This is a genomic window from Arthrobacter sp. TMN-50 (assembly GCF_054511125.1).
The window spans coordinates 134,695-156,636 of record NZ_JBTNDG010000005.1 but is presented as its reverse complement, the minus strand read 5'-3'; the positions used below and the strand labels follow the sequence as shown (position 1 = coordinate 156,636).

The 21,942-nt window shown below is 65.7% G+C and carries 18 protein-coding genes and 1 riboswitch; of the genes, 8 read left to right on the top strand and 10 right to left on the bottom strand.

Going from position 1 to position 21,942, the window contains the following annotated elements; translation table 11 throughout:
* The first annotated feature begins 3 nt into the window (after nt 1-3).
* The 3 genes from mutM to ACX80A_RS09005 all read left to right on the top strand — a co-directional run bounded on the left by mutM (nt 4) and on the right by ACX80A_RS09005 (nt 3,036).
* Complete coding sequence (gene mutM / locus ACX80A_RS09015) at nt 4-990, top strand: bifunctional DNA-formamidopyrimidine glycosylase/DNA-(apurinic or apyrimidinic site) lyase (protein ID WP_459259360.1); 987 nt, start codon at nt 4-6, stop codon at nt 988-990.
* Nucleotides 991-1,319: 329 nt separating this feature from the next.
* A riboswitch (cyclic di-AMP (ydaO/yuaA leader) is annotated at nt 1,320-1,480 on the top strand.
* A gap of 3 nt (nt 1,481-1,483) precedes the next feature.
* The gene (locus ACX80A_RS09010) at nt 1,484-2,374 is read left to right on the top strand and encodes an NlpC/P60 family protein (protein ID WP_459259359.1); all 891 of its coding nucleotides are present in this window, start codon (nt 1,484-1,486) and stop codon (nt 2,372-2,374) included.
* A 107-nt stretch (nt 2,375-2,481) separates the two neighbouring features.
* On the top strand, nt 2,482-3,036 hold the full coding sequence (locus ACX80A_RS09005; protein WP_459259358.1) for a DinB family protein: 555 nt from the start codon (nt 2,482-2,484) through the stop codon (nt 3,034-3,036).
* Between the two features lie 24 nt (nt 3,037-3,060).
* On the opposite strand, the gene ACX80A_RS09000 is transcribed toward ACX80A_RS09005, so the two are convergent.
* Genes ACX80A_RS09000 through ACX80A_RS08990 form a run of 3 tightly spaced genes read right to left on the bottom strand, consistent with a single transcriptional unit; the run spans nt 3,061 to nt 7,687 of the window.
* A complete protein-coding gene (locus ACX80A_RS09000; protein ID WP_459259357.1) occupies nt 3,061-4,032 on the bottom strand; it encodes an NAD-dependent epimerase/dehydratase family protein in 972 nt (323 codons plus the stop codon).
* Nucleotides 4,029-6,671 (bottom strand): alpha/beta fold hydrolase, encoded by a 2,643-nt coding sequence (locus ACX80A_RS08995; RefSeq protein WP_459259356.1) that lies wholly within the window; start codon nt 6,669-6,671, stop codon nt 4,029-4,031. Before ACX80A_RS08995 ends, ACX80A_RS09000 begins: the two co-directional genes overlap by 4 nt.
* A complete protein-coding gene (locus ACX80A_RS08990) occupies nt 6,665-7,687 on the bottom strand; it encodes a 3-oxoacyl-ACP synthase III (protein ID WP_459259355.1) in 1,023 nt (340 codons plus the stop codon). The genes ACX80A_RS08995 and ACX80A_RS08990 overlap by 7 nt, the downstream gene beginning before the upstream one ends.
* Nucleotides 7,688-7,924: 237 nt before the next feature.
* On the opposite strand from ACX80A_RS08990, the gene smc reads away from it, so the two are divergent.
* Nucleotides 7,925-11,527 (top strand): chromosome segregation protein SMC, encoded by a 3,603-nt coding sequence (gene smc / locus ACX80A_RS08985; RefSeq protein WP_459259354.1) that lies wholly within the window; start codon nt 7,925-7,927, stop codon nt 11,525-11,527.
* 4 nt (nt 11,528-11,531) lie between these two features.
* On the opposite strand, the gene ACX80A_RS08980 is transcribed toward smc, so the two are convergent.
* The 4 genes from ACX80A_RS08980 to ACX80A_RS08965 all read right to left on the bottom strand — a co-directional run bounded on the left by ACX80A_RS08980 (nt 11,532) and on the right by ACX80A_RS08965 (nt 13,580).
* Nucleotides 11,532-12,302 (bottom strand): class F sortase, encoded by a 771-nt coding sequence (locus tag ACX80A_RS08980; RefSeq protein ID WP_459259353.1) that lies wholly within the window; start codon nt 12,300-12,302, stop codon nt 11,532-11,534.
* Between the two features lie 86 nt (nt 12,303-12,388).
* Nucleotides 12,389-13,063 (bottom strand): hypothetical protein, encoded by a 675-nt coding sequence (locus ACX80A_RS08975; RefSeq protein WP_459259352.1) that lies wholly within the window; start codon nt 13,061-13,063, stop codon nt 12,389-12,391.
* Nucleotides 13,063-13,383, bottom strand: coding sequence for a hypothetical protein (locus ACX80A_RS08970; protein ID WP_459259351.1), 321 nt, complete (start codon nt 13,381-13,383; stop codon nt 13,063-13,065). The genes ACX80A_RS08975 and ACX80A_RS08970 overlap by 1 nt, the downstream gene beginning before the upstream one ends.
* Entirely contained in the window at nt 13,302-13,580 is a 279-nt protein-coding gene (locus tag ACX80A_RS08965) for a hypothetical protein (protein ID WP_459259350.1), read from the bottom strand. Before ACX80A_RS08965 ends, ACX80A_RS08970 begins: the two co-directional genes overlap by 82 nt.
* 68 nt (nt 13,581-13,648) lie before the next feature.
* Here ACX80A_RS08965 and ACX80A_RS08960 point away from each other — a divergent pair, with 68 nt between their 5' ends.
* The gene (locus tag ACX80A_RS08960; RefSeq protein WP_459259349.1) at nt 13,649-14,182 is read left to right on the top strand and encodes a response regulator transcription factor; all 534 of its coding nucleotides are present in this window, start codon (nt 13,649-13,651) and stop codon (nt 14,180-14,182) included.
* Here ACX80A_RS08960 and ACX80A_RS08955 read toward each other — a convergent pair.
* Nucleotides 14,179-15,447 carry an MFS transporter gene (locus tag ACX80A_RS08955; protein WP_459259348.1) on the bottom strand — a complete coding sequence of 423 codons (1,269 nt, stop codon included), beginning with the start codon at nt 15,445-15,447 and terminating at the stop codon, nt 14,179-14,181. The genes ACX80A_RS08960 and ACX80A_RS08955 overlap by 4 nt on opposite strands.
* 64 nt (nt 15,448-15,511) lie before the next feature.
* On the opposite strand from ACX80A_RS08955, the gene ftsY reads away from it, so the two are divergent.
* Nucleotides 15,512-16,714, top strand: a complete 1,203-nt coding sequence (gene ftsY / locus ACX80A_RS08950) for a signal recognition particle-docking protein FtsY (RefSeq protein WP_459259347.1) — start codon at nt 15,512-15,514, stop codon at nt 16,712-16,714.
* Here the strand turns inward: ftsY and ACX80A_RS08945 are convergent.
* Entirely contained in the window at nt 16,711-18,477 is a 1,767-nt protein-coding gene (locus tag ACX80A_RS08945; RefSeq protein ID WP_459259346.1) for a hypothetical protein, read from the bottom strand. The two genes, ftsY and ACX80A_RS08945, sit on opposite strands and share 4 nt — an antisense overlap.
* 262 nt (nt 18,478-18,739) lie before the next feature.
* On the opposite strand from ACX80A_RS08945, the gene ACX80A_RS08940 reads away from it, so the two are divergent.
* Both ACX80A_RS08940 and ACX80A_RS08935 read left to right on the top strand, forming a co-directional pair.
* On the top strand, nt 18,740-20,038 hold the full coding sequence (locus ACX80A_RS08940; protein ID WP_459259345.1) for an ammonium transporter: 1,299 nt from the start codon (nt 18,740-18,742) through the stop codon (nt 20,036-20,038).
* On the top strand, nt 20,035-20,373 hold the full coding sequence (locus ACX80A_RS08935; protein WP_019482927.1) for a P-II family nitrogen regulator: 339 nt from the start codon (nt 20,035-20,037) through the stop codon (nt 20,371-20,373). The genes ACX80A_RS08940 and ACX80A_RS08935 overlap by 4 nt, the downstream gene beginning before the upstream one ends.
* A 114-nt stretch (nt 20,374-20,487) precedes the next feature.
* Here the strand turns inward: ACX80A_RS08935 and ACX80A_RS08930 are convergent, their stop codons facing one another.
* Nucleotides 20,488-21,858: a glucose-6-phosphate dehydrogenase gene (locus ACX80A_RS08930; RefSeq protein WP_459259388.1), complete on the bottom strand. Its 1,371-nt coding sequence runs from the start codon at nt 21,856-21,858 to the stop codon at nt 20,488-20,490.
* Between the last annotated feature and the right edge of the window lie 84 nt (nt 21,859-21,942).

The window sequence follows — 21,942 nt, the reverse complement described above, 5'->3', positions numbered from 1 at the left end:
ACGATGCCCGAACTACCTGAGGTCGAGGTGGTGCGCCGCGGCCTGGCCCGCTGGGTGTTGGGGCGAACCATCGACGACGTCGACATCCTCGACTCCCGGTCCATCCGCCGTCATGGGCTCGGGGTCGAGGACTTTGCAGGAAATCTGGTGGGGGCACGGGTGCTGGACGTAGTGCGGCGCGGAAAATTCCTGTGGATGCCGTTGGCTGCGCCGGCCGAGACCGCCAGCGCTGGTTCTGCTGCTGTCGCACCGGTCGCTCTGATGGCGCATCTGGGCATGAGTGGACAGTTACTGGTGAAGGATGCCGGTGCCCCAGCGGAAAAGCATCTGCGGGTCAGGCTGACACTGTCGGCTGCCGAGGATCCGTTGACCGGGCCTTTGCCGCGGGAACTGCGATTTGTTGATCAGCGAATTTTTGGTGGTCTCTTTGTCACGTCAATGGTGTCCACCGCGGACGGCCAGCCGGGCGGCCTCGGGGAACACCCGGTGCCGTTGATTCCGGCAGAGGCTTCCCACATTGCCCGCGACCCGCTCGATCCGGCGTTCTCCTTTGACGGGTTCTACGCGAAGCTGCGACGGCGCAAGACGGGTATCAAGCGGGCGCTTCTCGACCAGGGCCTGATTTCCGGGATCGGCAACATCTACGCGGACGAAGCACTTTGGGCTGCCAGGGTGCATTTCGCGCGGCCGACCGACTCCATGCGCCGGGCCGACGCCCTGCGGTTGGTGGATGCCTGCCGGGACGTCATGGTCCGGGCGCTTGAGGCGGGCGGTACCAGCTTTGACTCCCTGTACGTGAACGTCAATGGTGCGTCCGGATACTTCGAGCGTTCGCTGAATGCCTATGGCCGGGAGGGTGAACCGTGCACCCGCTGCGCCAGCGATCCGCTGTTGCCGGGGGTTTCGCCGATCCGGCGAGAAATGTTTATGAACCGTTCGTCGTTCAGCTGCCCGCGGTGTCAGCCCAAGCCCCGGAATGGCCGCTGGTAGGTCCTGGCCGCTGTCTCCGGAACCTTTTGCCCACTTGTCCTCCACCCGGGAGACTTACCCACATAGCGCAAGTGGGTCGGTAGCAGGTGCCTAGGGTGGGTAATCATTGGGTATGGACACACTAGACGACCATGAACGAACCGGAGACGTTTCTGGATCTCGTCCAACGCTGCCTCCGACCTCTTAGATCCGACATCAGCACCGAAGGGAGGTCCCTTTCCAAGGCACTGCCGCCGTAATCCAAATGTGACAAAACCCCCGGAGCGAAATGTACAGTAAACGGCACGCCGGGTTCCGTTCAACTCAGCGTCCTCCCGACAGATTGCCTAATTCTGCCGCTGCCGCGAGGTCCGTTCGCATACATCCGGCAGAAGCGGGGGAACCAGTAGTGGTCGCCGAAAGACGGCCTAGGGGTGAAGGCGTGGCATCACGCCCGGGTGGCTCCCATCCGAATCCGACAGCTAACCTCGCAGGCACTGGGAGAGGCAACATCATGTCCAAGAATCGTTACATCGCGCGCCACCGTGCAACCCCGCCAAGCGCCATGCAGACCGTGTCCAAGGCAGTCAGCTCACACGCTGGCGCTATCGGACGTCCAGCAGCAGTCGTCGTCGCAGCATCAGGTCTGATGTTGAGCGCCGGACTGCCAGCCAACGCTGCTGGAGAAATCAACGTCCAGGCCGCGCCGGCACCTGTCGCTCAGGCTGCCAGCGCCCCCGCCCCGGGCACGACCACTCACACCGTTCAGGCCGGAGACACTCTGGGCAGCATCGCAGGCGCCTACGATGTCAGCCTTGAGTCGATCTTCACCGCCAACGGTCTCGGCTGGGACTCGGTCATCTTCCCAGGCGAGGTCATCTCACTGACCGGCAGCACCGGTCCGGCAGCGCAGGTAGCGGCACCGGCTCCAGCAACTCAGGTAGCAGCACCGGCCCCGGCAACTCAGGCAGCGGCACCAGTTGCCCCCGCCGAGACCAGCAACCTGGGCATCACCACCGCCTCGGAGGACATTCAGCCAATCGCTGCAGCGTCCACCGGCGGGCAGGTGTCCAGCGCAGGGATCGCCGGAACCGCCCAGTCAATGATCGGCTCACCGTACGTCTATGGCGGCACCAGCCCAAGCGCTGGCTGGGACTGCTCAGGGTTCGTGCAGTGGGTCTATGCCCAGCACGGCATCGATTTGCCCCGCACCAGCCAGGCACAGATGGGCGCCCTGACCCCCACCAGCAACCCTCAGCCAGGTGACCTCGTCGTCCAGAACGGCGGCGGACACATCGGCATCTACATCGGTGGCGGCCAGATGGTCAGCGCACTGAACCCAGGCCAGGGCACCCTGGTCCACGCGGTCAGCGCCATGCCACTGGTTGGGTACTACACCCTCTAAACCCTCCGCTCCGGCGGTACGGGCACGAGTATTCGGATGCGTCATCGGAGAAATCCGGTGGCGCATCCATGCTTTCCGGACAGAACGGTCACCGATAAGGTAAGCCAATGACACCAGAAGCAACAGACGGTTCAGGCCGGGTCAACGGAAGATTGTGCCACGTCACCGAGCCCGCGCACCTCGGTGACGAACTGACAATCACCCTCGGCTTCCTGCAGCGCCAACGCGACCTGGTGGCCTGGAAAATGGAGGGAGCCGACGATGACGTGCTGCGCTCAGTCGCAACTCCGACCGGACTCACCCTGCACGGGCTGGTGCGTCATCTGGAGAACGTCGAACGGTCATGGCTCAGGGATGTCTTCGCCGGAGAGCAGGGTCTCGACTATGACTGGACCGATGAGGACCCCGACGGCGAATTTCACGTCCCACCTCACACCGCTATGGCACGGCTGCTCGAAGACTATGCGGCCGAGGCTGCACGCTGCGACGCCGTGGTCCAGGCAGCCGTCTCCCTTGACGCCACCTCGTCACGGGACGGCTACACGCTCCGATGGATCCTTCAGCATCTGGTGGAAGAAACAGCACGTCACCTGGGCCACATCGATGTTCTGCGGGAACAGGCCGACGGCGCCGTCGGCGAAGAGCCGGCCAATGGCAATTAGGGCGCCGAGGGGGAGTGGGGAAGCCTAGCGTCCCTGATAATGCAGTGCCAGACGGGACAGACCCTCATCGATTGACACGGTCGGCGTCCAGGCCAGCAGCTCGCGGGTGCGGCGCTGATCAAACCAGTGAGCGGTCGACAGTTGCTCGGCAAGGAACCGGGTCATGGGCGGTTCGCTTTCGATGCCACCCCGCTGCCACACGAACTCCACCAGCGACCCAGCGACCCGCGCCATCCGGCCCGGAACCGACCAACGCGGCGGCTGCACCCCACCAGCCCGGCAAATCCCCGCGATCAGCTCGCCGATTGGCCTCGGTTCACCGTTGGTGACCACCACGGCCTGCCCCGCCAACCGGTCCACGCCGTCAAGCGCGGCGGCGATCGCTGCTGCAGCATTGTCCACATAGGTGGTATCGACCAGGGCGGTGCCGGCGTCCAGGAAGGGCAGACGCCCGGCCCGGGCGCGCTCCATCACCCGCTCCACCAACTGGGTATCCCCGGGGCCCCACACAATGTGGGGTCGGACGGCGGCGACCCGGAAGTTCTCGCTGCTGGCGGCCAGAGCCAGCAGTTCAGCCCGTGCCTTGGTTTGGGCGTAGTTACCCCGCACCAGGTCCGGGGTGGCTTGCGTGGCACCCTGTCCCACAAGCGCCTCGCCCACATGCGCCACCGACGGCGACGAAACGAAGACGACGTCCCGCACCCCAGCGGAACGCGCAGCAGACAGCAGCAGCCGGGTGCCCTCCACATTGACTGCCTCAAAATCGGCCGCAGCACCCGCGAAGGACACCTTGGCCGCAAGATGTACCACCGCGTCCCTGCCCTGCACCGCCCGCCGGACGGCCGTCGAATCGGTGACCGATCCGAGACAATCATCGATACCGGTCAGTCCTGATGGTCGACGCTGGAACGCCCGCACCTCGTGCCCCTGCGACCGGAGGAGAGCTGCCGTCACCCGACCCAGCATTCCGCTTGCGCCGGTGACCAAAACCTTCACAGGGCGCCGATCTTCCCGCCAGCGAGCACCCCGGCCGCCCAGGACGCCACCCGGGTTCTGTCGATCTTCGCGTTGTGCCGGATATCCGTGGGCAGCGAAGGAACCACCAGCACCGCCGACAGTTCAACCCCGGCGGAACGGGCTGCGTCTCGTGCGCCGGCGGCAAGAGCGGCAGGTGCCAGCCCCGGCTTCGTGACCGGTGGCACGGACTCCACGACGGCAACCACAGCTTGCGTACCGGTCGGCCCGACGCCGACCACGGCTGCCAGCCCAACGGCGTCGACGGTTTCGAGCGCCTGTTCAACCCCGACCGGGGTAACGACGCCGGTCGGTGAAGTAACGATGTGGGGAAGACGCCCCTCGACCCAAAGCCGGCCCTCGTCGTCGAAATGTCCTACGTCGCCGGTTCGGTGCCAACCGCCGGTCCGTGAGCTGTCACTTTGGGTGATCCACAGCCGGTGGTACCGCTCCTTGACGTGCGGGGCGCTGACCAGAATTTCGCCGGTAACCCCGGCTGCGGTGGTGGGTTGGCCGTTGGCCGTTCCTGACTGATCAAGCGGACTGATGGTGATGCGGGCGCCAGCGACAGCGCGCCCAACACAGACGCCGTTCCCGGCGTCGGGAACGGTCGACCCAGCGGCATAGGTTTCGGCGGACAGGATCGACTCGAGGTCGACGTCGGTAACCGGCAGCGCCTCGGTCATCCCATAGGGAGTGTGAAGAGACGCCGCCGGGAGGATCTCGAGCAGGTCCGTCAACAGCGACGATGGTACCGGCGCCCCAGCCGAAAGCAGCAGTGACACACCAGTCAACGCCTCCCGCCCCGCGGCCGTCAGGTTACCCCGGGTGGCAAGGATGTTCCTGAGCGCTGCAGGAGACGCAAACACGGCGGTGGCGTTGATCGCAGCGACGGCATCGGCAAGGGCCGCCGCCGACAGGGTTTTGGGCTTGGTGACGTCCATCGCGGGAGTGATCGACGTCGTTCCCAGCGCCGGACCGAGCAGCGCGAACGGGGCGAAACCGGCTACCAGACCGTCGCCGGGCTGGATCCCAAACGTCTGGGCGACGGTATCCCGCATCGCCGCCAACCGTCGATGCGTGTATACGACGCCCTTGGCGGGTCCGGTCGAACCCGAAGTGAACAGGATGGCGGCGTCGGCATCGGGATCCAGCACGTCAGCGGCAGCAGTCCCTGAAGCCGCAGTAGTCGCAGGAGTCACCGAAGCCCGAGCCCCGGCGGCTCGGAGCTCCGCCAGCGAATGCTCCACCCCCAGCACCTTCCGTTTGGCCGTGGGCAACGGGGCAACACTGATGCGGCGCCCCGGCCAGCGGAATAACCGCGCAGCGGTGAGGGCCAGATCAATGCCGACCAGGAAGTCGGGAACCGTACCCCGGACCGCCTTGCTCAGGCCCTGACGTCCGAGGCCCGCGTCAGCGACGATGATCACCGCCCCAATCCGCAGGCAGGCGTACAGGAGCACGGTCAGCTCAACTCCGGGAGGCACCATGAGACTGATCCGGCTGCCCCGGCTGACACCAACGCTCCGCAGGGCGGCCGCGAGGGACTGCACCTCAGCCTCGAGCCCCCGCCAGGACAGCGACCGTCCTATCGAGCCGTCGGTACCCATGTCGGCAACCGCCAATTGGTCCGCATCAGCCCCCTGTGCGCGTTGCGTCATCTCGTGGTCGAGCGGCGTGAACGACAACGCCGGACCAGCTTCGGGGCCCGGCGCCGCGGTGCTACCAAGCCACCGGAACAGCGGCGTCGCAATGTCCCGGTCCTCGCCCACCAGGTGGCCAGCACCCTCGAACCGGTGAATATCGGCCTGGGGGAGGCGCTCCGCAAGGTCATTGAGGTACGTGTCGGAGAATATTGGGTCCTCGGGCCCCCACAACATGAGCGCCGGCACGTTGAGGGTCCGGATGCCCTCAGCGATGCTCCGAAGCGCCTGATAGCTGGGATGCGACGGATTGGCAGGGATATCAGCAACAAAATCCGCGATCCCCTCACGCCGGGCGGCACCTTTGTACGGCAGCAGAAAAGCTTTCCGCACCTCCTTGGGCAGCGACGGCCGGGCCAGGGAATGGGTGACATCAAGGAAGGCCGACGTGTCCCTGGTGCCCCACCGGTGCACCAGTGGGTGCAGTGCCAGCCGAAGCGCAGCGGGAATCGGACGGTCGGGGTCCTGATGGATTGCCGTATTGGTCAGCACGACGCCGGCCACCAGATCTCTGCGCCGGTCGGCGAAGCCGAGACTGACCACGCCGCCCCAGTCGTGGCCCACCGTGGTGACCGGCGCGGTCAGTTCCAGAGACTCGACAAAGTCGGCCAGGTCAGTCACACGGTCAGCGAGGCGGCGGAACCGTCCGGTCCGTTCGGACAGTCCCATGTTCAGCTGGTCGACGGCGATCACCCGCCAGCCGTGTACAACCCCCGCGGCAAGGACGGTCCGCCACAGGTAGGACCAGGTGGGATTGCCGTGCACACACAGCAGGGTGCCACGGGCCAGCCCGGTTAGCTGGGAGCCGTTGTCGAGATAGTGCCAGCTGTTGGTGGTTCCTGCCGGGTCTACGGCGGCGGTGGACGGGACGTCTCGGTAGGCCGGCCACGACGGGTCGACGCCGGGAAGTGCTACCACGCAATCTCCAGCATCGCGGTATTCAGCCCCGAGCCGACGCCCATGCAGAGCACCCGGTCGCCCGAGGTGAGCGTCTGGGCCTCGGCTGCCAGGGTCATCGGCAGGGAGGCGGGACCAACGTTGCCCCACTTTTGGAATGTCATCGGCACCCGAGAAGGGTCCAGGTCGATCGCCTCGACAATGGCCTTCGTGTGGGTGCTGCTGACCTGGTGGGTGATGTAACGGTCCATCGACGTCCAGTCCCACTCCTGTTGTGCTTCCTTCCAGGCATCGACGACCAACTCGAGGCCGCCGTCGAGCAACCCTTGCGCATCCGTATACATGCCGTCCATGCCGCCGACGCACAGCTCATGGTGCTCGGTACCGGCACGGGCCACGCCGCCCAACACGCGGTGGGCCCCGGGATGGGCGTCAGCTGTCCCCAGCACTGCCGCGGCTGCCCCCGACCCGAGGGTGAGCGTGGCGAACTCCTGCAGGAAGCCCGCCCTGGTGGCGTCCGGCTGGTTGAGGCGGCGCAGCGTGGCTTCCTGGGTGGCCTGGGAATCCTCACCATTGACCACCATTGCGTACTGGATCTGCCCGGCTTCGATCATGTTCGCGGCGAGGGTAATCCCATTTACGAACCCGAGGCAGGCATTGGCGACGTCGAAGTTCATTGCCGACGACGGTAGCCCCAGCCCGTTGTGGATTTTGACGGCGACCGAAGGCTCAAGGTTGGTGCGGGTGACGGAGGTGTTGATGAGGAGGCCGATCTGCGAGGCCTCGATGCCCGAGGAGGCCAGCGCCTTGGCGCCCGCTTCGATGGCGGCGTCGTCAAACCGGGTCCCCGGAGCCCACCAGCGGCGTTCAGTGATGCCAGCCACCCGCTGGAGCAGGCCGCTGGAGAGCCGGAGGCGCTTGAGCGCCGGAGCCAAAACACGGTCAAACTCGTTAGAGGTGACGATGACCGGGGCCTCAACACTTTCCACGCCAAGCAGCGCTGTGTTGTGGTGTCGGAAGTTGAAATTGCCGGTCAAATTTCCTGCCTAGTCGACTTGTCGGTGCGCCGCGGTAACCTGCGCTGAATGGTCTCTGGGGCACTCGGACGCACAAACGAATCTGACGATTCGTTATAAAGCCTACTTCCTTTCGCATTCCCCAGCCCGCAGTGATGCCTAATTACGCGGTCCGTGAACCCACACAATGCTGCTGAACAGGCCCTCAACGCAGTAGATTGGGGGAAACCATCATCTTCTGGAGACCTAAGAGACCCTGTGCATCTGAAAAGTCTAACCGTGCGCGGCTTCAAGTCTTTCGCGTCCGCGACGACGTTCGACTTCGAGCCGGGTGTCACTGCCGTGGTGGGGCCCAACGGGTCAGGTAAATCCAACGTGGTGGACGCCCTGGCCTGGGTGATGGGGGAGCAGGGTGCCAAAACGCTCCGCGGCGGCAAGATGGAAGATGTCATCTTCGCCGGAACCTCGGGCCGACCGCCCCTCGGCAGGGCCCAGGTATCGCTGACCATCGACAACGCCGATGGCGCCCTCCCCATCGAATACGCCGAAGTGACCATTTCCCGCACCCTGTTCCGCACCGGTGGCTCGGAGTACGCAATCAACGGCAGCACCTGCAGACTCCTCGACATCCAGGAGTTGCTCTCGGATTCCGGGCTGGGCCGGGAAATGCACGTGATCGTGGGGCAGGGCCAGTTGGACAAGGTGTTGCACGCCACCCCCGAGGACCGCCGTGGGTTCATCGAAGAGGCAGCAGGGATCCTCAAACACCGTCGTCGCCGCGAAAAGACGGTGCGCAAGCTCGACGCCATGCAGGCTAACCTCACCCGTCTGACCGACCTGACCGGCGAAATTCGCCGTCAACTCACGCCGCTGGGTAAACAGGCCGACGTCGCCCGCCACGCCAGGACCGTCCAGTTCGATGTCAGGGACGCCCGGGCACGCCTGATGGCTGATGACCTGGTGCAGCTGATGAACTCCTTTGAGCGCGACGTAGCGGACGAGGCGGCTCTCAAGGAACGCCGCGCCGACGTCGAGCAGCTCCTCGCCGCCGGACGGTCCCGGCAGACCGACCTTGAACGGTTCGCTGCCGAGGCAACCCCCCGGCTCAACGCGGCCCGAGATACCTGGTATCAGCTCGCCAACACCCGTGAACGGTTCAGGTCGCTGGGCAGCCTCGCTGAGGAGCGTCGGCGGCTCCTTGGCGACAGCGCCGACGACGGCGCCTCCCGGGCCGGCGGCAGGACCCCCGATGAGTTGGATCAGCAGGCGGCGCGCGTCCGCGTTGAGGAAGCCTCGCTGCGGGATCGGGCTGAGGAACGTCGCGAAGTGCTCGAGACGGCCGTCGAACTGCGGGGCGACGCCGAGGATGCCGCGGCGGTCGAGGACAGACGGCTCACCGGGTTGCTTCGTGCTGCGGCCGACCGGCGTGAGGGCCTGGCCAGGCTCACCGGCCAGGTTGGCGCCGCCCGGTCACAGGTGGAGTCGGCCGAGGCCGAACTGGGCCGGCTTCGCGCATCCGTGGCCGACGTCGACGTGCGCCGTGCCGCCGCCCAGCAGGAGTTCGCCGCCCTGGAGGTGCAGGTGGCAGGGGTCGAGGAGGGCGAGGAGAACCTCGACGCACAGTACGAAACCGCCAGCCGTGCCCTGGCGGCTGTGCAGGCGGAACTGGAGGAGCTGACGAGCCAGGAGCGCGCCGCTGACCGTGAACGGGACTCGTTGCAGGCCCGCCGCGATGCGCTGGCGACCGGGCTGCAACGCAGGGATGGTAGCCAGGCGGTGCTTGACGCCGGCCTGGACGGAGTCCTCACCGCCGTCACCGACCTGATCACTGTGCAGCCGGGGTATGAGACGGCGATTGCCGCCACCCTTGGCACCGCAGCCGACGCCGTCGCGGTCGAGGACCTGCAGGCGGCCCAGCGGGTGCTGCGGCGGGTCCTTGACGACGACGCCGGCCAGGTGACGCTACTCGTCGCGGGAGTGTTGGGTGGGGGTGCGCAGTCCACGGAGGCAGCGGCGGCGGAGAAACAGGCACCCGAGGGCGCCGTGCTGGCGACGGACCTGGTCCGCTGCGACAACCGACTGATCGGCGTGGTAACCGGGTTGCTCGCCGACAAGGTGGTGGTTGAGGGACTCGCCGAAGCGTTTGCCGTGGTGGCGGCGCAGCCGCAACTGACAGCGGTGACCCGGGATGGCCAGGTGATCAGCGTCGCCTCGGCGCGGGGTGGCTCTGCCGGTGAACCGGGGGTCCTGGAGGTGCAGGCAGCGGTTGATGAGACCACCGGGCGGCTGGACGCCGCGGCCAACCGGATGGAACGCGCCAGATTTGAGATTGTTGCTGCCACCGCCCGGCTCCAGGATGCCCAGACGGCGGCCGACACTGCGCTAGAACAACTCCACGATTCGGATGCCCGGCTCGCGGCGGTCGCAGAGAAGCTGGGGCAGCTGGGATCGGTGGTGCGGTCGGCGGCAGGAGAGACCGAACGCCTGACCCGGCTGGCCGATGCTGCCGCCGCCAATCTGGCCGCCGAGCAGGACCGGCTGCACGAGATGACCGAGCGGCTTGCCGCCGCCCAGGAAGCCCCCACGGAGAGCGAACCCTCCACCAAGCATCGTGACCAGCTGGCCCTCGGCGCAGCCCAGGCGCGGCAGGCGGAGATGGAAGCCCGGTTGTCCTTGCGTAGCGCGGAAGAACAACTCCGGGCCATCACCAACCGGGCGTTGTCGCTGGAACGCGCAGCGCTGGCCGAACGGCAGGCACGCGACCGGGCCGCCGAGCGGGCGAGGGTCCGCCGCCTGCATGCGAGACGGGCCGCGGCCGTCGGGCAGGCGGTGCACAGCGCGCTCGCCTACCTCGACGTGTCAGTGGACCGGGCGGCCCGCCACCGGGATGCCGCCGAGGAGCGGCGGGCGCAATGGGACGCCGAACTGGCCGCGGTCCGCACCGACAACGACCGGCTACTCGCCGAGCTGGCTGAGCTGACCGACTCGGTGCATCGCGACGAACTGGCGCGCGCCCGGCAGCGGGCCAGAATCGAGACACTGGAGAACCGTTCGATTGATGAGCTCGGATTCACCACGGACCATCTGATTGCCGAGTATGGGCCCGACGTGCTGGTACCGGTCCCCGCAGCGGCCGCCGACAAATGGGCTGAGCTCCGGACGCCGGTGGACGACGCCGGAAATCCGCTACCCACCGGGACCCCCTTTGTACGAGAGGTCCAGGAGAAGCGGTTGAAGCGTGCCGAGAGGGACCTCGCATCGCTGGGGCGGGTCAACCCGCTGGCGTTGGAGGAGTTCGCCGCCCTTGAGGAACGCCACCAGTTCCTGAGCACCCAACTGGAGGATCTCAAAGCGACGCGCAAGGACCTGCTCGATATCATCCGCGAGGTGGATGAAAGGGTGGAGCAGGTTTTTACCGCCGCGTACCATGACACTGCCGTTCAGTTTGAGCGTGTGTTTGGGCGGTTGTTCCCCGGCGGCGAAGGCAGGCTGGTCCTGACCGATCCGGACAACATGCTCACCACCGGGATCGAGGTGGAGGCGCGCCCGGCGGGCAAGAGGATCAAGCGCCTCTCCCTGCTCTCGGGGGGTGAGCGCTCGCTGACCGCCGTAGCGCTGCTCGTCGCGATCTTCAAGGCCCGGCCGTCGCCGTTCTATGTGATGGACGAGGTGGAGGCGGCCCTTGATGACACCAACCTTGGCCGGCTGATCACCATCTTCGAGGAGCTCCGAGAATCCAGCCAGCTCATCATCATCACTCACCAGAAGCGGACCATGGAAGTGGCAGACGCGCTGTACGGGGTGACGATGAGGGGCGACGGCGTCTCCACGGTCATCAGCCAGCGGCTGGTGGACGCGTAGTCAGCTAGCCGGCCGGTACCGCTGTGACGATGACGTTCTTCCCCCACAGGTCGTCCGTGTAACAGCTGATGAGGACCACGCGGTGGGGCACAATGTCCCAGATGTCGCTAGTTTTCAAGGTGTCCTTATCGTGGGTCGTCACTGATTCGACGACGTAATCCAGCGTGCCCGTCTCAGTGGTCAGCGTGAGCGGATCCCCAACGACGACGTCGGTGCTCAGCCGGTTGAACGGCGTCTCGCGGTCCTCCCAGCTGTGCCCGGTGATGTAGGTCGTGTTCGTCGATCCCTCGCCGGGGCTGCCGTAGGAAGTCAGCCAGTACGCGTCGAGGGTAAATGGCGGCACAATCGATTGGGAGGCAACCTCACCCTCAGTCGGCGTCAGAGCCAGGACCTGAACATCGAAGTCGGCTGCGGGAACTGTGAGCCTGATGGGTGGTAAGGCGGCCGGTTCTTCCGTGCCGTCGTTGGTCGTCGGAGCGGCGGAGACGGTCAGACCCGGAATGGCCGGAGCCGATTCGACCGGAGAAGTCGGTTCAGCTGGAGGAGCCGATTCGACGGGAGCCGATTCGACCGGAGAAGTCGGTTCAGCGGGCTCCACTGCCGGCCGCGAAAGGGCGCTGGGAGTGGGTGCAGCAGACGTTTCGGACTGCGGGGAAATGCCGCTGGAGCATGCTGTCGAAAGAATCAGCAAGACACACGCCAGGACGTACCCTATCCCGCCACGGGCGGCGGCGGTTCGCTGCCGGTGTGGGCTGGGGGTGTGCTCAGAGTTCATCGGTCCTCGTTTCACGCTACGAGAGCGGCGCCGACAGCAATGGTCGTCGGCGCCGCTCTCGTGGGTGCTAGCTAGGGAAGGCGGAGTTAGCCGATCGTGCGCGTGTTGCGGCGCAGTTTCAGAACTGCCGCAGTTGCTGCTGCACCACCCGCTGCCAGGAGCGCGCCCAGTCCGAGGAAGCCTGGGGTCGCGGATGCGGACTGTAATGCCGGAGCAGCAGTAACCTCCGCGACGTCACCGGCCGACTGGATGTTCATTCCGCCGTTGGAGCCTGCCGCCCGGGGGGGGGTTCCTGACCCGCCCGCGCCACCGGCACCGCCGGTACCACCGCTGCCACCGCTGCCACCGCTGCCACCGACACCGCCGTTGCCGCCGTCGCCTCCGGTTCCGCCGTTGCCATCGGTTCCGCCGTCGACATCAACAATGATGTCAACATCAAGGAGCACGTCGCCGACTCCGCAGTTGGCGATCGCCGTCGCGAACAAACCTTCAAGTTCGACAATTTCGGCGTCGCTAATGCCAGGAGCGGAAAGCTGGAGCGAGACCAGATCTTCGAGGGCAGCATCGAGGGCACCCTGGGCTGCAAGAATTGCATCGGCATTGACTGCCACCTCGAGGGCCAGCTCAGCGGCGGCCACGTCAGCCTGGGCGTCAGCAACCACGACGACCGTGGCGTCCACAACCACCTGAAGATCGTCGACCGCAGCCTGCGCATCTGCTTCCAGCGCCACGGCCGCAGCCAGTGCCGCCCGGGCCGCCATCACGGATCGGTTTCCACCGCCAGTAGGGCATCCAGTGCAACCTGGGCGTTTGATACCGCTACATCAGCATCGACCTGAGCTGCCAGCGCAGCATCCAGGGCCACCTGGGCTGCTGCGATGGCAACCGGATCCCCGTCGGCAATGGCTGTCGCCAGGTCGGCTTCTGCAGTAACCACCGCTTCATCCGAGATGACCTGGGCAGCGACCGCCACGTCGAGGATTGCCTGTGCGTCAGCAATCAGGTCGGCCTGGACAACCAGCGCAGCATCGAGGGCAACTGTGGCATCGTCAACGTTGACACCGGCGTCGAGCAGCACCACCAGCGCAGCATCGAGGTCTCTTGAAGTGCGGCGTCGAGGTCCAACTGCGCTGCGGCGATGTCCACCGTTGAGGCATCCACCAGCGCGTCGAGGGCCGCCTGTGCGTCCAGTACTGACTGAAGGGCTACCGCAAGTTCGGCCGAGAGTTCGGGGTTGGCCCCGGTCAGTTCCAGGGCGGCGCGGAAATCCGCCTGCACTGCTGAACCAGTCGGGCTTCATCGAGGTCACTGGAATCAGCACGCACGGCGCCGACGCGATTATCCGTGTGGAAGCGGAACATCCCGGCGTCGTCCTGGTGGACGCACTGATTTCCGGCCACGGGCCGGCGGAGACCGTCTCGGAAATCTGTCGGCTCCCCGTCGCTCCCAAGGTAGCTATCCTGTCGGCCCACCGGACCGGTGACTCCGGCAGCGACATGGATGCTGCGTTTGCCGCCGGGGCATCGAGCTACATTGTGCGGGACCTTACCGTCGAGGACATAGCCGCTTCCTTGCGGATAGTGCACCGCGGCGGTCTGGTGAACGCTGTTTTCCCGTCCTGCCGACATGCCCCGCGGCCGGAGAACGGATTGGATGCACAACTGGCGAGCCGCTTCGAACTGTTGAGTGCACGCGACCTGCTGATTGTCGCCGCGCTCGCCAGCGGCCACACCAACCTGCAGATATCCCGAAAGATGAACCTGAGCGAGGCGACGATCAAGGCGCGTCTGGCACAGGTGATGCAGTCGCTGGGAGTGGATAATCGGGTGCAGATTGCCGTCGCAGCGGTAAAGGCCGGGATCCCAATTTCCTGCAGTTAGGCGGTGTTGCGTTCGGGAAGCGTCTCCCGGGCGCCCAGCCAGACCAGAAACGCCGCAAACGCGACGACACCAGTCAGGGCAAAGGCCCACCCGAAGGACAAGGCATCAACGAGCAGTCCAGCGATAATGGGCCCGATGATGGCGCCCGTGTCGGCACTCATCTGGAACGCTGCCAGCACCTTTCCTCCACTGCGCTGGTTGCCAATCACATCGGCGACGGCGGCCTGCTGGGCGGGGTTCATCAGGCCAGCCCCCAGGCCAGCTACCACCGAGACGCCGAGGAACATCACCAAATCCGTGGTGAAGCCGAGGCCCGCCATCGCCGCGCCGTTGACCGCCAGTCCGGTCAGCACCAGGGGTTTGCGGCCCAACTGGTCCGCCAGTCTTCCGGAAAAGGTCAGGGCCAGCGCGGTGCCCGCTGCGAAAAAGGTGAGCGCAATGCCAGCCACCTCAGGACCCTCGCCCAGTACCGCCGCGGCGAACAGCGGGACGAGAGCCATCCTCACTCCGAACGATGACCAACCGTTGGAAAACCCCGATGCCAGTGCCGCCCGGTAGGCAGAATCGCCGAGCGCCTCACGAACCGAAAGGGACGGGAGCGGCGCCGCGTTGGCTGCCTTGTCCCGGAGAGCCGAATCCCGCAGCTGGATAAAGACCAGCGCCGCGACGATGATCAGGGCCCCCGCATAGACGAGGAACGGAACCCGCAGCCCGAAAACGGCCAGCAGCCCACCGATCAAGGGGCCAAAGATACTGCCCAGAAGGAAAGCTGAAGCGTAGGAACCCGACACCCTGCCGCGCAGGCGCGGTGGCGCCAGCCGAACGATCAGGCCCATCGCCGACACGGTGAACATGGTGGAACCGATACCGCCCAGCCCCCGGAAAATCAGCAGCTGCCAATAATCGGCGGCGAACGCGCACGCCGCCGTCGACAGTGCGACGATCAGCAATCCCGATACATACACCGGCCGCTCACCGAGACGTTCGACCAGTTTGCCGCCCGCCGGGGCGAAGACCAGCCGGGTGAAGGCAAACGCGCTCACGATGATCGCCGATGCGGTCACCCCAAGGTCGAGCCGGGCCACAATCGGTGGGAGGTCGAAGCTTTGAGCGAACTGGGGGAGCACCGGTGCAACCAGTCCGAAACCGATGGCGATCACGAAGGCAGCGGCAATCAGGACCCGGATCTCCCGGGGGATGGTGATGCGTTCGGCGGGTTCAACGGCGGCCGTGCCGGTGGTGGGGGAGCGTCTGAGGCTGAACATGATGGGCTTAGTCTTTCACCAGTTTCCTCCCGGCCACGCCAGAGGCGTATGAGAAGCTAGGTCTGTGAACGAGACGACGCTCCAGATAGTAATTTACGTAGCCATTTCCCTCGCGGTGATCGGCTCACTCGCCGTACTCCTGCTGAAGGGACGCAAAACGCCTCCGGGCACCTACACCACCACCCGCGACGACGACGACCGCGTCACAGGTGGAACCGCCTGGACCTCCACCGACACAATGGAGCGACCGACGGGCACAGCGCCCGACGTCGTCGTCCCCGACGACCTGCGCGACCTCGATGAGACGACCATCGGCACCGAAACCGTGCCGGTGGAAACTCCCGACGAGGTGCAGGGTCGCCTGGCCCGCCTCCGCGCGCGACTGATCCGGTCGAACAACGCGCTCGGCAAGGGTCTGCTCGCCCTGCTGTCCCGCGACAACATCGACGAGGACGTCTGGGACGAGATCGAAGAGACGCTGCTGCTCGCCGACTTGGGCACTGAACCGACCATGGAACTGGTCGACGCACTGAGGGCACGGGTGAAGGTAGCGGGCAGCCGCAGTCCCGCCGAGGTCAAGGACATGCTGCGCCAGGAACTGATCAAGCTGGTCGATCCGACGATGGACCGTTCCCTCGCGACCGACCGGCACGCCGACCGTCCTGCGGTGGTCCTGGTCGTCGGCGTCAATGGCGTCGGCAAGACCACGACCGTCGGCAAGCTGGCACGTGTTCTGGTTGCCGATGATAAGGACGTCCTGTTGGGCGCCGCTGACACCTTCCGTGCCGCAGCCGCCGAGCAGCTCGCCACCTGGGGGCAGCGGGTTGGAGTGCCGACGGTGCGGTCCGACGTCGACGGCGCCGATCCGGCGTCGGTAGCGTTTGAGGCCGTGAAGGCAGGCATCGACGGCGAAGTGGACGTGGTCATGATCGACACCGCCGGCCGGCTCCAGAACAAGGTGGGTCTGATGGATGAACTCGGCAAGGTCAAGCGGGTCATCGAGAAGCTCGCCACGGTCGATGAGGTGCTGCTCGTGCTCGACGCGACCACCGGTCAGAACGGACTCAACCAGGCGCGGGTGTTTGCCGAGGTGGTGAACGTGACGGGCATCGTGCTGACCAAGCTCGACGGCACAGCGAAGGGCGGCATCGTCGTCGCGATCCAGCGTAGCCTCGGGGTTCCCGTGAAGCTCGTGGGTCTTGGTGAAGGCGCCGACGACCTCGCACTCTTCGAGGCGGAAACCTTCGTGGACGCCCTGCTCAACTAGAAGGTGAAGTGGAACACGGACACGGTTCCGGCCGTCACCGGCAGCTGTACCGATTCTGCACCCGGGACAAACCCGGGGATGGCTGGCCGATCGGCGGCCGGGATTGGCGCAGCGAATTCACCGTCGATCACCGTTGAATCCTCGGCACCATAGGACGGCCCGGCAAGCTGGGTCATGGAGCTCGTACGAGCCCCGGCCGGCAGTTGCACGGTGACATCGGTCTGCGCAGCAACTTCGGGATTGTTTTGGTTGACCAGGACAACACTCAGGCTGCCGTCGTCGTGCTGAACCGCATAACTGTAGGACAGGCCGCCACCCTCGGCGGCGTGCTTAAGGAACGCTCCGGGTGGGAGCTCGGCAACCATGGAGAGGCCGTAGTAGTTGGCCCGCTCATTGAGGGTCGCATCAGGCTGAAGGTAGGCTCCGCCCGAGCAAATGGACGACATGGGGGGGCCGCCCTCGCAGGTCAGCAACGAGCTGTGGAAGCTCAGGCGGGGAATCCCGAGCTGCGCGGCACTCAACGCGTAGTCAACGCTCCACAGCGCTGATGCGTGGGTCTTGGTGGTCTCGTTGGATCCAGGGCAGGCAGAAATCCCCGTTTCGGGGATCCAGGTTTCCAGGCCGGCCGCACTGGCCGGAGCAAGGGCCGCACGACGGTAATCCTCGGCGCGGTCATGGATCGGCGCCGCCATCAGGTTCTCCATGATGGGCTCGCCCAGGGGATCGTTGGATCCATCGCACTGCGAAAGCGGGTAGTGGTGGAACGAGAGAATCTTCTCCTGCTGCAGGTCGGCCTGGGTGAACGGCTCCCACCAGGCTTCGGCATACGTGCCCGGGCCGACGATCCGAACGTCTGGCGCAACGTCATACATTGCGTCGGCATACGCCTTCAGTTCGTTCAGGTAGTCGGGGATGCCCCACTCGGAGGGGCGCAGACCATTGGTGGGATACCCATTCGGCTCGTTGCCGATGGTGATTCCGACCAGCCGGTCACCGAAGATGTTGGCTGCGTGCTTGGTCATATCGGCAGCACGCTCGGGATCATAGTTGGCCAGATCCACAGTCAGGCTGATCGTGGCGTCGGCTGCCTCCAGGAGGGTATTGACCCGCTCCAGGTCCGCCGGACCGGCCGCACGCACTGGATGGGCCTTGTCGCCCTTGAGGTTTCCGGGGATTGCCTCGTTGGAAGAGGTCCAGAAGAACCGTCGGTCCACCGCATTGCCGCCGAAGCGAAGCATGGGACGCCCCAGACCAGTCAGGCTGGCCACGATTTCCGGATTGTCACCCGACATCCGCGGATCGGCCAGGTCCGTGGCTTCAAGCGATAGGCCGATGAAGTTGGACGGCAGTTCGGTGCCGGTTGGTTTGTCGGTCACCTCGATGGTCAGCGGCTCGACAGCTTCCAACGGCGAACCGGCCGGCGGTCCCGCCTGCTCATAGAACACCGTCGGTGCCGGCGGGAGCGGCTCGGTCGACGCCGGGACCGGTTCCGGTGGGGGAGCCGGCGATGTCTCCACAGCTGCGGCGCTCGACGTGGCCGGAGACGGTGACGATGACGATGACGACGATGACGACGGTGTCGCCCCCGGCTCGTCGTCCTGGACCAGGGCCGAGATGCCCACGCCGGCACCGATCAGCACAGCGACGGTCGCCAAGCCAGCGGCAACCATCACTTTGGGGCTCGGCCGGGTACGCGGGGCGGCTGCTTGCTCGGTCTCCTCCGGCAAAGGGTCGGGCGTGGGGCTATGAGGGTAATCGGACATTATTCTCCATCGTTGTCAGCTCTAAGCCAGTCTAACCAGCCCGCAGTCTTCCTCTTTCTCTACCCCCGGTCGGGTTCCCAGTCCAGTGGCCCGCCCCAATTCGAGTGCCAGTTCACCTGCCGGAAACATGTCTGTCACCCAGTCTTTACCGGGGCGCAAGTTCTGTAACCTCCCGGCAATCAATTGGTTCACGGCACCGAAACACAGCGCGGGCAGACTTGAAATCGCGGGAACTCCCCGCCACTCGCGAGAGGATGTGACGATGGATCTGACAGCAGGTCACGTCTGGGTAATGATTTCGGCCGCCATGGTGCTTTTGATGACACCCGGGTTGGCATTTTTCTACGGCGGCATGACGCGTGCCAAGGCCGCACTGAACATGATGATGATGAGTTTCATCGCCGTCGGGTTGGTCGGCATCGTCTGGGTTCTTTGGGGGTACTCAATGACAGGGGGCGACGGAGTCGCTCAGCTTTTCGGCAACCCCTTCGCCTCGTTCGGCCTCGAAGGCCTGATCGGCACCGAGGACATGATCGGAGCCGGCTACGGAGTGACCTTCGCCATCATCACCGTCGCCCTGATCAGCGGCGCCATCGCCGACCGGGCCAAATTCGGTGCCTGGTCACTCTTCGTCCCCATCTGGGTTACCGCCGTCTACTGCCCGTTGGCCTTCATGGTCTGGGGTGGCGGACTGCTCAGCGCCGACGGCGCAATCGGCGGTACCGTAGGTGAAGCTATCGACTTCGCCGGTGGAACAGTTGTTCACATCAGTGCGGGCGTAGCAGCCCTCGTCCTGGCTCTCATCCTCGGGAAGCGACAGGGCTTCGGCAAGGATCCCGCACACCGCCCGCACAATGTGCCGCTGGTCATGCTCGGTGCAGCTCTGCTGTGGTTCGGCTGGTTCGGATTCAACGGTGGTGCCGCGGGTTCCGCCGAAGAGGCTGGCCTCATCTGGGTCAACACCATGGCAGCCCCGGCGGCGGCGATGGTCGGCTGGCTGGTGCTTGAGCGCTTCCGCGATGGACGACCGACATCCCTGGGTGCAGCATCGGGTATCGTCGCCGGACTCGTAGCCATCACCCCGGCCTGCGCCAACGTCAGCCCCATCGGCGCCATCGGCCTGGGCCTGGTAGCCGGCGCAATGTGTGCCCTCGCCGTCGGCCTGAAATACAAGCTCGGCTTCGACGACTCGCTCGACGTTGTCGCCGTACACCTGGTTGCCGGCACGATCGGCACCATCGCACTTGGTTTCATCGCGATGCCGGTAAATGGCGAAGGCGGCGGCCTCTTCTACGGCGGGGGCGGCGGCCAGCTGCTGGCCCAGATTGTGTCGGTCCTCGTGGCCGTGACCCTCTCGGCAGTCATGACGGCAATCATCGGCCTCGGTATCCACAAGACCATCGGCTTCCGTATTACCGCTGACGACGAGGTCTCCGGCGTCGACCTCTCGGAGCATGCAGAGACGGCCTACGAATTTGGCGGCCTCGGCGTCGGCGGACAGTTCCACCCCACACACAATGTTTCGGCTACGGAGAATGCTTCGGAAAAGGTGAACTCATGAAGCTGGTAACAGCAATCGTCCGGCCGGATAAGCTCGACGGCGTCCGCGGAGCCCTGGAAACCTACGGCGTACAGGGCCTCACGGTCAGCGGCGCAAGCGGCTACGGAAGGCAGCGCGGCCACACCGAGGTGTACCGCGGCGCCGAATACACTGTCGACCTCCTCCAGAAAATCCGCGTCGAAGTCCTCGTGGCGGATGCCTGGGTCACCGACATTGTCGATGTCTTGGTCTCGACAGCCAACACCGGTCGGGCCGGTGACGGGAAGGTCTGGGTTATCCCGGTGGAGGACGCCGTCCGCGTCCGCACCGGGGAACGCGGCGACGCCGCGCTCTAGCCCACACCACACCGGTTGAAGTCACCCCTCATTTCGGGATCGGCCCAGTAACGGGCCTCCGGACGCGAGGGGTGACTTCGGCAGTTAACAGCTTGGGCAGTCAACCGCCGACGGTTATTTCTCCCACGCAGTAGGGCCCGCCGATCCGGCCGGATACTCGTCCAGCGGCACTTCGTTGGCTGCCCACGCGTCAAGCACCGGATCCACAATCCGCCAGCAGTCTTCGGCGGTATCCCCGCGTACCGACAGGGTGGGGTCACCGGTCAGCACCCCTTCGAGGACTTCGCCGTAGGGCAGTAGTTCCGACGCGTTTAGCCTGGCCTCGAGCACCGCCCGGTCCAGCGAAAAGATGTCCCCGGGTCCGTTCACGTCGATCTCGAGCTGGAGCGTCTCGGGTCCAAACCCGATCCGCAGCCTGGTGGGCGTGTCCTGACCGGTGAATCCCGCGGGCAGATGGCTTACCGGTTTGAACGTGATGAGTGCTTCCTTGCGTTTCCCGCCGAGTGCCTTCCCCGAGCGAAGGATGAACGGCACGCCAGCCCAGCGCGCGTTGTTGATCGAAACGGTGATCTCGGCGAGGGTTTCCGTCCCGCGGGAGGGGTCGACGCCGGCCTCGGCCGCGTAGTCGGGAATGCTGCGCCCGCCGATGGTCCCGGCCGTATACCGGGCGCGCCGGGTACTCGTCGCGAAATCCGGGTCAACCTCGCTGGCACGCAACACAGCACCAATGCCATCCCGGAGGTCGCGCTCGTGCAGACTGACCGGCGACTCCATCGCGAGGATGGCCATGGCGTGGAGCAGGTGACTCTGGATCATGTCCCGGAGGGCCCCGGCGCCGTCGTAGTAGCCAGCGCGGCCTTCAAGGGCCAGATCTTCGTCGTACACCACCTCCACCCGATCGATGTGCAGGTTGTTCCAGACCGGATCGAGCAGGCGGGTCGCGAACCTGAGGCCAAGGATGTTCAGCACGGTGGCCTTCCCCAGGAAGTGATCCACCCGGTGGATGTGATCCTCGGGAACCAGCTGAGTCAGCGTCTCATTGAGCCGGAACGCCGACTCCTGATTGGTGCCAAACGGCTTTTCCATCACCAACCGGGTACCGGCCGGCAGGTCCTCGGGGGAGAGCAGCTCGCACGCCTTTTCACTGATCGCCGGGGGCAACGCGAAGTACACGGCGACCGGCCCCCGCAGGGTGGCGACGAGTTGAGCCAGCGCACCGGGCGCTGTGACGTCGAGCTGCCGGTATTCGCTCGTGGTCCTGAGCTGGTCGAGCGCCGTCCGACCGTCGTCGTCGGCGTCCTCGGCCGCGGCGGCGAAGGAGTCCGTGAGCCGCGTCGCCCACCGCTCGGCGCTCCAGTCATCGGAGCCGGCGCCCACCAGGTGAAGACCAGTGGCTCGGCCGTGCCGAACCAGCCGGGCCAGACCGGGGAGCAACAGCCTGCCGGTCAGATCCCCCGACGCGCCGAGAATGAGCAGCGTTGCCACCTCCTGATCGGGGGAGAGCGGCGTGTGGTCCTGGACTGAGTTTGTATGCGTTTCCACACCACCACCCTGCCACGGCGCTACCGG